The following is a 16,260-nucleotide window of genomic DNA, read 5'->3' on the forward strand; positions in this document are numbered from 1 at the left end:
AATAAATGATATCCAAATAACTATTTTAAAGGATCATACACTGAAGCTTTGCGTTACGAAAAACACCTATCAAAGCTCGGCTATAAAATAAGCCCAAAAACGAAATCAATTGACTTCATTTTCAGGCTTATTTATTTTAGAAATCTATTTTTCTAAAGCTTGTACAGCGATTATTCCACTTTATGATCTGAACCAAAGAATGATTTGAACATATGGAACGTTGTTTCTCTGTTCATTGCTGCAATTGACGTTGTTAATGGGATACCTTTAGGACATGCATTTACACAGTTTTGAGAATTACCGCACTCTTGCAATCCACCTGTCCCCATTAATGCATCTAATCGTTCATCCTTTGTCATAGCACCTGTCGGATGTAAATCAAATAGACGAACTTGTGAGATGGCTTGTGCACCGACAAACTTATTATTAGGTGTTACATTCGGACAAACTTCTAAACACACACCACATGTCATACATTTTGACAGTTCATATGCTGTTTGTCGTTTTTTCTCCGGCATACGAGGTCCAGGACCTAAATCATAAGTTCCATCAATAGGAATCCAAGCTTTCATACGTTTTAAGTTGTCAAACATTCGTGTACGGTCAACTTGTAAGTCACGAATAACTGGAAACGTACTCATTGGTTCTAGACGAATAGGTTGCTCTAATTGATCAACGATGGCTGAACATGATTGTCTTGCACGACCATTAATTACCATCGAACATGCACCACAAACTTCTTCCAAACAATTCATGTCCCAAATAACGGGCGTTGTTTTCTTTCCTTCTGCATTTACTGGATTACGTCTAATTTCCATCAAACAGGCAATGACATTCATGTTGTCTTTATAAGGGATTTCAAACGCTTCATCGTATGGTTTAGAGTCTTGATTATCTTGACGTTTTATAATTAATTTAATTGTTTTTTGTTTTTCTTTTTGTGGTTGTTGATTACTGTCTGCATGTTGGTCTTTTGGAGTGTTATTTGCTGATAGTGTTTCAGTCATTATTTTTTACCTCCTTTAGACTTGCTAGTGTAATCACGTTTACGTGGTGGGATCAAGCTTACATCTACTGGCTCATAAATAAATTTTGGTGCTTCATCTTTACCCATATACTCTGCTAATGTTGTTTTTAACCATTCTTCATCATTTCGTTCTGGAAATTCTGGTTTGTAATGCGCACCGCGTGATTCATTACGATTATAAGCACCAATTGTGATAACACGTGCAAGTATAAGCATATTCCATAATTGACGAGTAAAGAACACGGCTTGGTTACTCCATGTCTGTGTATCTTCCATATCAATATTTTGATAGCGTTCCATGAGCTCAACAATTTTCTTATCGGTTTCCAATAATTTATCATTTTCTCTTACAACTGTAACATTAGCTGTCATAATTTCACCGAGTTCACGATGTAATTTATAGGCATTTTCTGTGCCACGCATATTAAGTAAATTATCGAATCTTTGTTGTTCTTCATCTACCCGTGCTTGATAAATTGAATCATCTAAATCAGCATAAGTTTTATCAATATTTTCAACATATTTTACCGCATTTGGTCCAGCGACAGTACCACCATAAATTGCAGATAATAATGAGTTTGCACCTAAACGGTTACCTCCATGTTGTGAAAAATCACATTCTCCTGCAGCAAATAAACCATCAATGTTGGTCATTTGATCGTAATCAACATAAAGTCCTCCCATTGAATAGTGAACTGCTGGGAAAATCTTCATTGGTACCTTACGAGGATCGTCACCAGTGAATTTTTCATAAATTTCAATGATACCACCTAATTTAACATCTAATTCATGTGGATCTTTATGAGACAGATCCAGATACACCATATTTTCACCATTAATACCTAATTTTTGATTGATACAAACATCAAAAATTTCACGCGTTGCAATATCACGAGGTACTAAGTTACCATAATCCGGATATTTTTCTTCTAAGAAGTACCAAGGCTTACCATCTTTATATGTCCATATACGACCGCCTTCACCACGTGCAGATTCACTCATTAAACGTAATTTGTCATCACCTGGAATCGCAGTCGGATGAATTTGAATAAATTCGCCATTTGCATATTTAGCACCTTGTTGATAAACAATTGAAGCTGCTGACCCAGTGTTAATCATAGAGTTCGTTGTTTTACCAAAAATAATGCCTGGACCACCCGTAGCCATAATGACCGCATCTGAACCGAAAGATTGAATTTCTGAAGTTGTCATATTTTGAGCTATAATTCCTCTAGCTGCATTATCTTCATCTTTAACAATTCCTAAAAATTCCCAGCCCTCATATTTTGTCACTAGTCCATCTACTTCAAAGGAACGTACTTGTTCATCTAACGCATACAATAGTTGTTGCCCTGTTGTTGCACCAGCAAATGCTGTTCGATGATACAATGTCCCACCGAAGCGTCTAAAGTCTAATAAACCTTCCTTTGTTCTGCTAAACATGACGCCCATGCGGTCTAATAAATGAATAATTTGTGGTGCAGCTTCAGTCATTGCTTTAACTGGTGGTTGATTTGCTAAAAAATCTCCACCATAAACGGTATCATCAAAATGAATCCAAGGAGAATCTCCTTCACCTTTTGTATTTACCGCACCATTGATACCCCCTTGGGCACATACAGAGTGCGAACGTTTAACAGGTACTAATGAGAACAAATCCACATGAGCACCTTGTTCTGCAGCTTTAATTGTTGACATTAAACCGGCAAGTCCGCCTCCGACAACAATAATTTTCTTCTCTGCCATAGAATTGTCACTCCCCTAAATATTGAACTAAAACTTACGCTAAAACGAAATTTACATAAATGCTACAATTGCTGATACACCAATATAAGACAATATCAAAAAGACAATGAGTGATACCCAAGTGAAAACTTGTTGAGATTTTTTAGATTGTAAAATCCCCCATGTCACTAAAAATGACCAAATACCGTTAGCAAAGTGAAAAACGACTGCCACGATACAAATCATATAAATAATTGCCCACAAAGGGTGTTGTAATGTCTGATGCATCATATCATAATTAACTTCTTTACCGAAAAATGCCTTTTGTAAGCGCGTTTGCCATAAATGTACGAAAATAAAAATAAACGTAATTACACCCGTTACGCGTTGTAATGCAAACATCCAGTTTCTAAATATTGAATAATGCCCAATATTTTCCTTTGCTGTAAATGCGATATGAATACCATACAAACCATGATATAAAATTGGGATATAAATAAATAGAAACTCAACGATAATTAAAAACGGCAATGATTCCATAAACATAGATGCTTTATTAAATGCTTCAGCACCTTGAGTAGCTTGATGGTTTACCATCAAATGCACTACTAAAAATGCCCCGATTGGAATAATACCTAATAACGAATGAACACGTCTTAAGTAAAATTCGTTTTTTGTATGAGCCAAAAGAACTCCCCCCTGAAGAAACAATAATTAAAATTAGCTAATTTAAATGATGTGATACCACTAAGACATCCTATTTCTTGCTAATTGAAAAATAAAAATTTTAAGTTTTCAAATTTTTTAAATACAATTTGCAAGTATTATAAAATGAACTGGATGGTGGATTTAGCATTTGTGTATTTTTCAATTAAAACATTATCAGGAACACTTAAATGATAATGTTTATCAATTAGAAAGCGCTTCCACAAATCTATAAAAAAATTAGCTGTTTGTTAACTATATTGTAACATTTTTTACAACACTTTGGGACATGAGAATGATTCTCACGTCCCAAAATCTTAATTTTTTAATTATTTAATGCTTCTTTCAAACTTTTAGCTACTTTTTCAGGAAGGCCACAATTTTGCAATTCTGGTAAAGTTGCTTCTTTCATTTTCTTGATAGAACCAAAAGTACGCAATAATTTAGTTTTTCTTTTACTACCTATACCATCAACGGTATCAAGTATAGAACGCATGCCTTGTTTCTGCCGTGTTTGTCGATGGAAAGTAATGGCAAAGCGATGCACTTCATCTTGAATACGCTGTAATAGATAAAATGCTTGACTATTTTTCTTCATAGGTACCACTTCAGCTTCTGGCCCATAAAGCAGTTCAGAGGTCTGATGTTTATCGTTTTTACGCAAACCAGCTATTGGAATGTCTAAGCCTAATTCATTTTCTAACACGTCTTTAACCCCTGACATGTGTCCTTTACCTCCATCTACAATAATAAGATCTGGTAAAGGAAGGCCTTCATTTAACACTCTTGTATATCGACGACGTACGACTTCTCTCATAGATTTATAATCATCTGGACCTTCTACTGTTTTTATTTTATATTTTCGATAGCCACGCTTATCTGGTTTACCATCAACAAATGACACCATAGCTGATACTGGATCAACACCTTGAATGTTTGAATTATCAAAAGCTTCAATACGTATTGGTGATTGAATGCCCATACGCTCACCTAACTCTTCAATTGCCTTCACAGTCCGTGATTCATCACGAGCAATTAATTCAAATTTATTATCAAGCGCTACCTCAGCATTATGATTTGCTAAATCAACCATTTCTTTTTTCGCTCCACGTGCCGGCTGCACAATTTTAGTATCAACGACAGAATGAATTAATTTAGCATCTAAGTGTTTTGGTATATGCACTTCTTTGGGCAATATATGTTGATTTAAACTATAAAACTGGCCAATAAAGGTATAAAATTCTTCTTCTTCCGTTTGTTGAATCGGAATCATAGTGGCATCCCGTTGAATCATATTACCTTGGCGAATAAAAAATACTTGAACACACATCCAGCCCTTAGACACGTGGTAACCAAACACATCACGAATCGTATTATCTGATGACATAATTTTTTGTTTCTTCGTTAAATTATGAATGTGTTGAATTAAATCTCTATATTCTTTAGCACGTTCAAAATCTAATTTTTCGCTTGCAGCCATCATTCTCTGTTCTAAATTTTGTAAAATGGTTTTATCTTCACCATTAAGAAAGTCAGATATCTCTTTTGTCATTTGGGCATATTGCTGTTGATCAACATCATAAACACATGGACCTAGACATTGACCAATATGGTAGTACAAACATAATTTATCTGGCATCGTATCACATTTTCTAAATGGATAAATACGGTCTAATAGCTTCTTGGTTTCTTGTGCTGAATAAGCGTTAGGGTATGGTCCAAAATATTTACCTGTCCCTTTTTTAACTGTACGTGTTACCAATAAACGAGGATACTTTTCTTTAGTGATTTTAATAAAAGGATAACTCTTATCATCCTTTAATAATATATTATAACGCGGTTGATATTGTTTAATTAAATTTAATTCTAATAGGAGGGATTCTGTTTCACTAGATGTTACGATATATTCAAAGTCACGTATTTCCCCAACTAAACGCGTTGTTTTAGCATCATGAGCCCCTGTAAAATACGAACGTAAACGATTGCGTAAACGTTTAGCTTTACCGACATAAATTACCTGTTGTTGGCGATCTTTCATCAAATAACACCCTGGTTCAATAGGTACAACACTTAATTTTTCACGAATAGCTTGCTGATAACTCAACGTATCACACTCCCCCTTTCTCGATTATTACACACAAAAAGAAGAGGCAATTACATCAGATGTAATGCCCCGTCCCCATTTCTGTGTGATTATAAATGTTTATCCAATACTTCTGCTAAATTTTCTTTTGGTTGGAAACCTACAACTTTATCTACAGGTTCTCCATCTTTAAATACAATTAAAGTAGGAATACTCATTACTTCAAATTTAGCAGCAGTTGATGGGTTTTCATCAACATCTAATTTTAAAATATCAGCTTTACCTTCATAATCTCCTGCTAATTCTTCTAATACTGGAGCAATCATTTTACAAGGTCCACACCATGTTGCCCAAAAGTCTACTAATTTAACGCCATCTTGAATATTTTCATCAAAGTTTGAATCCGTTACTTTTACGATTGCCATGACAGCCAATCCTCCTTAAATTTAAATGATGAGCAAATTATAACAGACAATATCATCTATTGCATTGCAATTGCTCACATTTTTCTTACATCACTCATATTAACCGCAATATATAGTTGAAGTAAAGTTTATTCTATCATTTTAGCAAATGAATAGTGATGATTATTTTAATTCTGCGACAGTTACACCAAAGCCACCTTCACTTGGCATACCACCCCTAAATGATTTTACACTTTTATGTCGTTTCAAATGTTGTTGAACACCTTTTTGTAAAGCGCCGGTGCCTTTGCCATGTATGATATAAACTTGTTCATAATTACTTAATACAGCTTGGTCTAAATATTGATCTAACTCAATTAACGCTTCTTCATAACGATATCCTCTTAAATCCAGTTCCGTTTTAATCGTTTGACGATGTTGGCGTTTAATCATTTTAGTCGGTTTTTCTTGTTTCTTTTTTGTTTTTTCCAAATCTTCAATCGGCAATTTCATTTTAATGATACCCATTTGAACTACCGCTTCATCATTTCCAACTAACTCTAACACTTCGCCCTTTTGTCCATATGATAAAACTTTAACTTCATCTCCGGCTACAATTTTATCGTATTTTTGCTTTTGAACTTGTTGTTTAATCGATTTCGCTTCATATTGATTATCAAGTTGCTTTTTCTTGTCTATCAATTCATGTTCCTTAACATCGGCCCCTTTTTGATCTCTTAGCGTTCGTAACTCTTTTAATATCTCATCTGCTTCTTTTGTAGCAGCTTTAACACGTTGATTTGCTTTATCTTTCGCATCTTCTATTAATTGTTTTTCGTATGCTTGAAATTGATTATATTGTTTTTCAAGATCATCGTGTGTTTGCTGTGCTTCTTTCAATAAATGGTCAAGTTCTATACGCTGCGTATCTACACGTTTCGCATTTTTTTCAAGCGATTCTATCATTAAATTGATTTCTTGCTCATCTGTACCAATCATGGTTTTTGCTTTATTTATAATTGATAAGTTAAGACCTAATTTTTTCGATATATCAAATGCATTTGATCGGCCAGGAACACCCATTAATAATTTGTATGTGGGACTCAATGTATCAACATCAAACTCGACACTAGCATTCATGACACCTTCGCGGTTATAGCTATACGCTTTAAGTTCTGGGTAGTGTGTCGTTGCCATGACTAGCGCGCCAAGCGCTCTTGTATAATCAAGAATACTCATTGCTAATGCAGCGCCTTCACTAGGATCTGTTCCTGCTCCTAACTCGTCAAACAGTATTAAACTATGCTTATCTGCTTGTTGTAATATAGCGACAATATTTTTCATATGTGATGAAAATGTAGATAATGATTGTTCTATAGACTGCTCATCTCCAATATCACAAAAGACATCATGAAACACGCTTAACTGACTACCGTCTAATGTGGGAATTAACAACCCTGATTGTGCCATAATTATAATTAATCCTAGTGTTTTAAGCGTGACTGTTTTCCCACCAGTATTTGGCCCCGTAATAATCACTGTTTCCACATCATCAGCAAATTCAATCGTATTTGCAACAACAGTTTCTTTATCTAACAATGGATGAAAGGCATTGGGTAAATAAATTGTACGCGCTTCATAAAATGTAGGCTTTGTTCCCTTTATTGCACTTGCATAACGTGCCTTAGCTGTTAAGAAATCCAAGTGACCCATAACTTCTTCAGCTACTAAACATTGTTCAGCTTGTTGCGCAACCATTGTTGTTAATATAGTTAAAATTCGTTCTCTTTCCACAGCCTCATCGTTGCGTAAGCGACTCACTTGATTGTTCATTTCTACAATAGATGATGGTTCAATATATAACGTTTGTCCAGATGCTGATTGGTCATGCACAATACCTTTAAAATCTTGGCGATATTCAGCTTTTACTGGTATAACATTACGTTCATTGCGCACAGTTACTATAGCATCCGATAGTTTCTTTTGATTAGATTGATTTTTAACAATACGATCTAGATTTTGTCTAATGCGTTGTGTCGTACTTGAAATTTTACTGCGAATGCCTTGTAATTCGTAACTCGCATGATCATATAAATCATGTGTATCACATTTATCATTAATTTCTTGAAATAAATCAGTTAATACAGGTAAGCGCATCATATTATCATGCAGCAAAGGATAATAGACTTGTTGTTCATCATCTTCAAGCAATTGATTATAAAATGTTTTAAATTGGTTTTGAACTTGAATGAGCCTTTTTAACTGATTTAATTCTGTAACATTCAATACGCTACCAATCTTAGCGCGGTGAAGTAATGGAGAAACTTTTGATAATCCACTTAGACTTGGCATCCTATATTTATTATAAATTTGTGATATTTCATCAGTTTCATTCATTTGAAAAACAACAGTATCGTAATCAGTCGCAGGATGCAGTTGTAATACTTTCTCCCGCCCCAAGTCACTAATTGTCTCATTAGCGATGAGTGCTTTAATTTTATTAAATTCTAAGACATCTAACGTTTTCTGTCTCATCAAATCCCTCTATTTCTTCATTTTAATATTGTTTGCAATGAATTTTTTAAAGTCTTCTCGCGATAAGGTATTGATGACTCTATCTTTAGTAACAAATCCTTTTTGCGCTGTTGCTACACCATATTTCATAAATTCCAAATGATCTGTATGGTGTGCATCAGTATTTATCGTCAACTTAACATTCGGATATTTTTTAACAATATCTGCATTTAAATCCAGTCGCTTTGGATTAGCATTGATTTCTAAAATTGTTTGAGTTTCTTCAGCAAGTTGCATTAATTGTTCAATATTAGGTTGATATCCTGGACGCTTCCCAATAATGCGCCCCGTTGGATGAGCAATGTGTCGTACATATGGATTTCGACATGCATGTTCTAGACGTTTCATGATATCTGCTTCAGATTGGTTAAAGCTTTGGTGTATCGCAGCAATAACATAGTCTAATTGTGCTAAAACATCATCATCATAATCCAGTGAACCATCTGGCAAAATATCCATTTCTGTGCCTGAATAAATATCAATTTCTTGATATTCTTGATTCAATTTTTTAATTTCTTCATTTTGTCGTAATAAACGTTCTACTTGCAGACCGTTGGCAACTTTTAGGCTTTGAGAATGGTCAGTAATAACCATAAAATGATATCCTTTAGCAATGTTAGCCTCAACCATATGTCGAATAGAAAATGCGCCATCACTATAAGTCGTATGCATATGGATATCACCATTGATATCATCTAAGGTAATAATATCACTTAAATCTCTTTCAAATTCACTGCCGTCTTCACGCATCGCCGGTGCAATCCAATTCACGTTAAAGTGTTTATAAATATCAGTTTCATTATTATATTGAATCAGTTGTCCATCTGACGTTTCAATTCCATATTCACTTACTTTTTCTCCCTGCGCTTTAGCAAGTTGTCGAATGCGAATATTATGTTCTTTTGAGCCAGTAAAATGTTGTAATGTATGATAAAATGCTGCTGGTTCAATGAGTCTAAAATCTACACCAATTGTTTCATCATCATATTCTATCTCTAAAGAGATTTTTGTTTGTCCCACAGCCACTTCTTTTACTTTGTTGGGAATATTTAATAATTGCGCTTGAACTTTGTCAGGCTCCGTCGTACTTATGATGAAATCTAAATCTTTACTCATTTCTTTATAGCGACGAAAACTCCCAGCTGATGAATAATTATCGATAGCAGTCAGCGTCTTAATATAAGCGACAATTTGCTCGTTCAACCCTCGCATCTGATCAATAGGATACCGTTCTTTTTTAGCACCTAACGCTTTGACAGCCTCTAAAATATTAGTTTCTGTTTTTTTAGCGAATCCTTTTAACTGACTTACTTGACCAGCTTCACATGCACGTTGCAAACTTTCTTTATCTTCAATGCCCAACTCTTGATATAGCTTTGCGATTTTCTTGCTACCTAAACCTTGAATTTTCAACAGTGGAATCAGACCTTCAGGCACACGTTTTTTCAGATCAGATAAGACCTCTGACTCACCAGTTTGACGATATTCACTAATCACTTCGCCGACACCTTTACCAATTCCTTTTAGCTCCGTCACATCATCAATTTCTTCTAAAGGGCGTTCATCCATTTCCAAACTTTGCGCCGCTTTGCGATAAGCTGACACTTTAAAGGTATTTTCTCCATTCAACTCCATATAAGTAGCAATTTGCTCTAATAATTTAATAACATCTTTCTTTGTCATACCGTCACCTCATAAAAAGAAGACCAGGAAAAGAAATCCTGACCTTTATCAGATTTTATAAATTTAAAATATATGCTGAAACGATTGGTGTATGTAATAAAATTGCTTTACTAAGCCATGAATGAGCTAAACTCATCTGAACCCATTCATTAGGATAAAGCGCCAGCATATAAAGTAGAATTTGCACAGATATCAAGGCTGATAGCAATCCAAACAAGGCCCCTAACCAGCGACTCCAATTATATAATTTTTTGTACGTTACTATATTATCAAATGACACTACAAGAAGATACAAAATAATCTTGCTCAATATAGCAACTAGTGCAAAAGCTACAATTGCATCAAAGCGTTGCTGAACTTGACTAAAAGGCACAGCGTAAGTCATATCATAAGCTACAGTTTTCGGGAACGGTAAAAAAACTAATAATCTTTGTGCAATACCTTGATAATTGTTATGTGCAATCCACAAGGCAACCATCGTCGTCATAACGTGTAAACAATTTAACCACCATCCACGGCGATATCCCATAAGCATGACATAACCTACAAATAATAATACAATTAAATCTAGTATCATATTATAGCTCTCTACGTCTAAATTGATTCACTTCTTCTTGGAGGCGACGATTTTCTTCTTCTAATAGTACCTTTTCGTGCATAATATTGACGGCCGTTAATACAGACTTTCGTGTTGTATCAAGACCAGAAGTTTTTAGCGCCTTGATTCTCTCATCTACTAAATGAGCGACATAACGAATATGCTCAGGACTGTCTTCACCAACAATAGTATAATGTTGATCATTAATCGTTACATTAATTCTGTTTTTAAATTCACTCATAATTATGTCTCCTGACCTTTTTTATAAACTTCAGTTCTATTACATTTTTTCATCAGCTAGTTTCTATGTAATGTTATATTAAGTACATTATACATGACAGCATCTAAATTTGTAAGCCCATCCATCTGATTCAGTAAGTTATAGTGTTATACTAGAATATTACTACATCATTAATTTCATGATATGATATTGCTGGTTAATATTTTTTAAAGAAAGGATTTCTGACATCTATGGCAAATGTCGTCCAAAAACTAACAAACGAAGCAATAGAGCAGCTCTTAAATCAAATTGACTTTGAACAGCATAACTTACCACAAGGGATGCGTGCACGCACTAATTATAAACAGACAACCATTAATATCTATAACTCTGGCAAAGTCATGTTTCAAGGTAAACAAGCTGAAAATATTGCTCGAGAATTACTTCCAAATTATCACGATGCTGCCATGGCAGCAACAACTTCAAAGCAATCATCAACTCATACACTTCAATATGACAAATATGATTGTATTGGTAGCGATGAAGCCGGAAGTGGAGATTATTTTGGTCCTTTAACCGTATGTGCTGCTTATGTCACTCAATCACATGTTGCTATTTTAAAAACATTAGGTGTCGATGACTCAAAAAAACTAACTGATACTAAAATTATTGACTTGGCGGAGCAGTTAGTGACATTTATTCCACATTCATTGCTAACATTAGATAATATTAAATATAATGAGCGCCAAGCTTTAGGCTGGTCTCAAGTAAAAATGAAAGCCGTTCTTCATAATGAAGCTATTAAAAATGTTACTCAAAAAATTCATCCAGACAACATCGATTATATTGTGATTGACCAATTCGCTCAGCGTGAAGTTTATCAACATTATGCCTTAAGTGCATTACCATTTCCAGAAAAAACAAAATTTGAAACAAAAGGAGAGTCAAAATCTCTAGCAATTGCAGCTGCCAGTATTATCTCTCGCTATGCATTTGTCAAATATATGGATCAACTCGCTCGCAAAATGCATTGCGAAATTCCTAAAGGTGCTGGTAATAAGGTTGATTTAGTTGCTGCTAAAATCATTGATAAGAGTGGAATTAACAAATTAGATAGTATTTCTAAAAAACATTTTAAAAACCGAGAAAAAGCACTGAAATTAGTAGAAAGAAAGCAAAATTAGTAAGCAATAACAATTTAAGATATAAATGAAATAGATTAAAATTGAAACGCCAAAATCTTTTTATTGGATATGGTTTCCACCATAATAATTGAAACTATTAAAATTAAAGTCTCTAGTGGTAACATCTATTGCTTCAAGTTATCGCTTATATAAGGCACCTCGTTCATTTCATTTAGTGAAGTCGACTAAACAATGTGAAAGTGCCTTATTTTTTAAACCATTTAACGGTAAAATTACATGTTAATACGTAGTATTTATGGCGAGACTCCTGAGGGAACAGGACAAGCTGAAGACAGGGGCCCCCAACAGATAGGCTTTCGAAAAGAAAGCCTACGGACAACGCAAGTTGGGGTGGCTGAGACGGCACCCTAGGAAAGCGAAGCCATTCAGTATTGTCAATAAAATAGCCAGTAAATGAGTTTTTGTAAGCTCATTTACTGGCTATTTTTTCTAGGATTTGTGTCCCAGTCTGTCTCTTTTCGCCAAATTATCTTATTACAGCGCCTTGTGCTTGTAAAGCTGCTAAAATTTTATCATGTACTTTTGTGACACGTTCATCTGTTAATGTATTTTCTGTATCTAAATAATTCAAGCGAATCGCAATAGATTTCTTACCTTCACCTAAATGTTCCCCTTCGTAAACATCAAATACTAATGAATCTTGAAGAATATCATCACCATTACTATGGATTGTTTCTAACAACACTGATGCTGGAACATCACTTGTGACCTCTAAGGCAATATCCCTAGTCACTCCAGGGAATTTAGGGATTGGTTGATAGTTAATGTAGCCAACTGCTACTTCCATTATAGTATGATAGTTTAATTCAAATACGTATGTGCGATTTAAATCATTCTCCGCAGCTAATTGTGGATGCAATTCGCCAATAAAACCAATATCTTTACCTTGTAAAGATATGATTGCTGTTCTACCAGGATGTAACCCACTAATTTCACCGGCTTTATAACTGAACTCGAGATTTAACTTTTCCGCGACACGATCTACAACGCCTTTGGCAATATAGAAGTCAACAGCTTCTTTTTTATTTTGCCATGTATTAACTACATACTCACCAGTTAATATGCCGCTCAAATATTCTACCTCCTCTGGTAATTTACCTTCATCATTACCGAAGAAAACGCGTCCTATTTCATACAATTTGACATCTTTATTTTTACGCGCCACATTATATGCAGCTGCTTCGATTAAATGTGGTAATAAGCTTTGACGTAAAGTGGAATGTGCTTCACTCATAGGCATTAATAAGCTAATTGTTGGACGTGTTTGTAAAGCAAAATCTTTCGCATGATCTTTTGAAACAAGTGAATACGTAATTGCTTGGTCTAAACCAGCACCTTCTAATGTTTCTTTTACTATACGCGTTTTATGCTGACGATCTGTTAATTCGCCATTTGTGACATCTTCAAAAACGGGCATTGTTGATGGGATGTTGTCGTATCCGTATATTCGTGCAACTTCTTCAATCAGATCTTCTTTAATCGTAATATCTTTACGGCGTGATGGTACATTGACTGTTAATTCGTCACCATTTTGTTGTGTTTTAAAGCCTAATTGTTCAAAAATAGCTTTTATTTCACCACAAGATAAGTTAAATCCAACTGTTTTGTTTACTTTTTCAGCAGTGATTTTAATTGGTGTCACAAATGAACCTAAATTACCCGCAGACACTCGGCCTTGTAATACGTTACCATCTGCATATGTTTGAAGTAAGTAACATGCTCTATCAACAGCTTCATCGACAAATTCAGTTGCAATACCTTTTTCAAAGCGACTAGAAGCTTCACTACGCAAGTTTAAACGACGAGATGTATGACGAATAGAAACCGGATCAAAGATAGCGCCTTCTACTACAACATTTGTTGTTGTTGCTGTAACTTCAGAAAAATCTCCACCCATGACGCCTGCTAAAGCGATTGGTTCTTTGCTATTTGAAATAACAATGTCACTATTTACTAAGGTACGCTCTGTATTATCTAAGGTAGTCATAGTTTCATTTTCATTTGCTTGGCGCACAATTATTTCTTTAGAGCCAATGTGATCTTGGTCAAACATGTGTAATGGTTGACCGTATTCTAATAAGACATAATTAGAAATATCTACAACGTTATTGATTGGACGAATACCTGCTTTAATTAAGCGCATCTGCATCCAAATTGGAGATGGGGCTATTGTCACATTTTTAACTATTCTTGCACTGTAGTATGGCACTTTTTCAGGATTATCAATAGATACTGATAACTCATTTGATGTGGATTCAGAAATTTCATCACTTTGTGTATGAGGTTTCGTCATTTTAGTTTTATATAGCGCTGCTACTTCATATGCAGTACCAATCATGCTTAATGCATCAGCTCGATTCGGTGTTAAATCAAATTCCATCACTTGGTCATTTAAGTAAAGTGCTGTTAAAGCGTCAGTCCCAGGTTCAATTGGTTCAGTAAAAACGAAAATACCATTTTCATATGCTTTTGGAACAACATTACTGGAAATACCAATTTCTTGTAATGAACAAATCATTCCTTCTGAACGTTCACCACGTAACTTAGCGCGTTTAATTTTAATGTCACCAGGTAAGCGTCCACCAACTTTAGCGACGATAACGTGTTGTCCCGCTTCGACATTAGGTGCGCCACATACAATCTGCACAGCTTCTTCTTCACCAATATCTACTTGACAAATATTTAATTTGTCTGCATTAGGATGTTTCTCCTTAGATTGGATATATCCTACAACTAAGTTCTTAATATCTTTGGTATAGTCGATTATGTCATCTACTTCAATACCTGTGCGAGTAATACGCTCTGCTAAATCTTCAATAGCTACACCTGCATCAACATAATCTTTTAACCATTCATTTGAAATCAACATTACAATTCACCTCTATCTTCTACAGCTTTAAATTGATCAAGGAATCGTACATCATTAGTATAGAAATGACGAATATCTTCAATACCATATTTTAACATCGCGATACGATCTGGCCCCATACCAAAGGCAAAGCCAGAATATACATTTGAATCAAATCCAGCCATTTCAAGTACGTTTGGATGCACCATACCAGCACCTAAAATTTCAATCCAGCCTGTATGTTTACATACGTTACAGCCTTTACCTTTACATTTAAAACAAGATACATCAACTTCAACGGATGGTTCTGTGAATGGGAAGTAACTAGGGCGAAGACGAATTTCACGTTCTGCCCCAAATAACTTTTTAGCCAATAATTCTAATGTGCCTTTTAAGTCACTCATTTTAATATGTTTATCAACGACTAACCCTTCTATTTGAGTAAATTGATGACTATGTGTTGCGTCATCTGAGTCACGTCGATATACTTTACCAGGACAAATAATTTTTACTGGGCCTACACCATTACGTTTTTCCATCGTCCGTGCTTGAACTGGAGATGTATGAGTGCGCATTAAAATATCATCTGTAATGTAGAAACTATCTTGCATATCACGCGCAGGATGTGACTTAGGTAAGTTTAATGCTTCAAAATTATAATAATCTTGTTCAACTTCATAACCGTCAACAATTTCATAACCTAAACCTAAAAATAAGTCTTCAATTTCTTCAATCGTTCTTGTTAAAGGATGTTTAGAACCTATGTTGATTTTACGACTTGGTAATGTAACATCAATCGTTTCTTCAGCAAGTTGTTGGTTCAATTTTTCATGTTTTAATAATGCTTGTTTTTCTTCTAATTCATTTTGAATGGTTTGTCTTAATTCATTTACCTTTTGACCATAGGCAGGTTTTTCTTCATTAGGTAAATCTTTCATATTTTTCATTAGAGCACTAACTGAACCTTTTTTACCTAAATATTTAACTTTTACATCTTGTAATTCGCGTTCATTTTGAGCTTCATTAATATCAACTAATGCTTGTTGTTTTAATTCCGCCATTGAATCCATCTGAGTCATATAAATGACACCTCACACTTTTTATTTTTAAACTTAGTTTTCGAGCATAAAAAAAGACTTACCTCCCTATATCTTGGGACGAAAGTCTTCCGTGGTACCACCCAAATTT

The 16,260-nt window shown here is 34.7% G+C and carries 12 protein-coding genes; 1 reads left to right on the plus strand and 11 read right to left on the minus strand.

Features of this window, described 5'->3' with window-relative positions; all coding sequences use genetic code 11:
* Nucleotides 1-170 precede the first annotated feature (170 nt).
* The 9 genes from sdhB to zapA all read right to left on the minus strand — a co-directional run bounded on the left by sdhB (nucleotide 171) and on the right by zapA (nucleotide 11,040).
* Nucleotides 171-1,007, minus strand: a complete 837-nt coding sequence (gene sdhB, locus HMPREF2597_RS10460) for a succinate dehydrogenase iron-sulfur subunit (RefSeq protein WP_002459375.1) — start codon at nucleotides 1,005-1,007, stop codon at nucleotides 171-173.
* The gene (sdhA, locus tag HMPREF2597_RS10465; RefSeq protein WP_012990878.1) at nucleotides 1,007-2,773 is read right to left on the minus strand and encodes a succinate dehydrogenase flavoprotein subunit; all 1,767 of its coding nucleotides are present in this window, start codon (nucleotides 2,771-2,773) and stop codon (nucleotides 1,007-1,009) included. The genes sdhB and sdhA overlap by 1 nt, the downstream gene beginning before the upstream one ends.
* 51 nt (nucleotides 2,774-2,824) lie before the next feature.
* Nucleotides 2,825-3,439: a succinate dehydrogenase, cytochrome b556 subunit gene (sdhC, locus tag HMPREF2597_RS10470; protein ID WP_002478339.1), complete on the minus strand. Its 615-nt coding sequence runs from the start codon at nucleotides 3,437-3,439 to the stop codon at nucleotides 2,825-2,827.
* Nucleotides 3,440-3,782: 343 nt separating this feature from the next.
* A complete protein-coding gene (gene uvrC, locus HMPREF2597_RS10475) occupies nucleotides 3,783-5,561 on the minus strand; it encodes an excinuclease ABC subunit UvrC (protein WP_002478340.1) in 1,779 nt (592 codons plus the stop codon).
* 89 nt (nucleotides 5,562-5,650) lie between these two features.
* On the minus strand, nucleotides 5,651-5,965 hold the full coding sequence (gene trxA, locus HMPREF2597_RS10480; RefSeq protein WP_002459379.1) for a thioredoxin: 315 nt from the start codon (nucleotides 5,963-5,965) through the stop codon (nucleotides 5,651-5,653).
* Nucleotides 5,966-6,127: 162 nt separating this feature from the next.
* A complete protein-coding gene (locus HMPREF2597_RS10485) occupies nucleotides 6,128-8,479 on the minus strand; it encodes an endonuclease MutS2 (protein WP_002478341.1) in 2,352 nt (783 codons plus the stop codon).
* A 9-nt stretch (nucleotides 8,480-8,488) separates the two neighbouring features.
* Nucleotides 8,489-10,201, minus strand: coding sequence for a DNA polymerase/3'-5' exonuclease PolX (gene polX, locus HMPREF2597_RS10490; RefSeq protein ID WP_002478342.1), 1,713 nt, complete (start codon nucleotides 10,199-10,201; stop codon nucleotides 8,489-8,491).
* Between the two features lie 55 nt (nucleotides 10,202-10,256).
* Nucleotides 10,257-10,778, minus strand: a complete 522-nt coding sequence (locus HMPREF2597_RS10495) for a CvpA family protein (protein WP_002478343.1) — start codon at nucleotides 10,776-10,778, stop codon at nucleotides 10,257-10,259.
* 1 nt (nucleotide 10,779) lies between these two features.
* Nucleotides 10,780-11,040, minus strand: a complete 261-nt coding sequence (gene zapA, locus HMPREF2597_RS10500; RefSeq protein WP_002459383.1) for a cell division protein ZapA — start codon at nucleotides 11,038-11,040, stop codon at nucleotides 10,780-10,782.
* A gap of 230 nt (nucleotides 11,041-11,270) precedes the next feature.
* Here zapA and rnhC point away from each other — a divergent pair, with 230 nt between their 5' ends.
* A complete protein-coding gene (gene rnhC, locus HMPREF2597_RS10505) occupies nucleotides 11,271-12,203 on the plus strand; it encodes a ribonuclease HIII (RefSeq protein WP_002478344.1) in 933 nt (310 codons plus the stop codon).
* A 487-nt stretch (nucleotides 12,204-12,690) separates the two neighbouring features.
* On the opposite strand, the gene pheT is transcribed toward rnhC, so the two are convergent.
* Complete coding sequence (gene pheT / locus HMPREF2597_RS10510; RefSeq protein WP_002478345.1) at nucleotides 12,691-15,093, minus strand: phenylalanine--tRNA ligase subunit beta; 2,403 nt, start codon at nucleotides 15,091-15,093, stop codon at nucleotides 12,691-12,693.
* Nucleotides 15,093-16,151 carry a phenylalanine--tRNA ligase subunit alpha gene (pheS, locus tag HMPREF2597_RS10515; protein ID WP_002459387.1) on the minus strand — a complete coding sequence of 353 codons (1,059 nt, stop codon included), beginning with the start codon at nucleotides 16,149-16,151 and terminating at the stop codon, nucleotides 15,093-15,095. The genes pheT and pheS overlap by 1 nt, the downstream gene beginning before the upstream one ends.
* Nucleotides 16,152-16,260 lie beyond the last annotated feature (109 nt).

It is taken from the genome of Staphylococcus sp. HMSC063A07, assembly GCF_001836955.1.
Taxonomy (GTDB): Bacteria; Bacillota; Bacilli; order Staphylococcales; family Staphylococcaceae; genus Staphylococcus; species Staphylococcus lugdunensis.

Bases quoted from the DNA above. Each gene is read 5' to 3' on its own strand.
- sdhB (WP_002459375.1), bottom strand. From the start codon at position 1,007: ATGACTGAAACACTATCAGCAAATAACACTCCAAAAGACCAACATGCA.
- sdhA (WP_012990878.1), bottom strand. From the start codon at position 2,773: ATGGCAGAGAAGAAAATTATTGTTGTCGGAGGCGGACTTGCCGGTTTA.
- trxA (WP_002459379.1), bottom strand. From the start codon at position 5,965: ATGGCAATCGTAAAAGTAACGGATTCAAACTTTGATGAAAATATTCAA.
- HMPREF2597_RS10485 (WP_002478341.1), bottom strand. From the start codon at position 8,479: ATGAGACAGAAAACGTTAGATGTCTTAGAATTTAATAAAATTAAAGCA.
- polX (WP_002478342.1), bottom strand. From the start codon at position 10,201: ATGACAAAGAAAGATGTTATTAAATTATTAGAGCAAATTGCTACTTAT.
- HMPREF2597_RS10495 (WP_002478343.1), bottom strand. From the start codon at position 10,778: ATGATACTAGATTTAATTGTATTATTATTTGTAGGTTATGTCATGCTT.
- zapA (WP_002459383.1), bottom strand. From the start codon at position 11,040: ATGAGTGAATTTAAAAACAGAATTAATGTAACGATTAATGATCAACAT.
- rnhC (WP_002478344.1), top strand. From the start codon at position 11,271: ATGGCAAATGTCGTCCAAAAACTAACAAACGAAGCAATAGAGCAGCTC.
- pheT (WP_002478345.1), bottom strand. From the start codon at position 15,093: ATGTTGATTTCAAATGAATGGTTAAAAGATTATGTTGATGCAGGTGTA.
- pheS (WP_002459387.1), bottom strand. From the start codon at position 16,151: ATGACTCAGATGGATTCAATGGCGGAATTAAAACAACAAGCATTAGTT.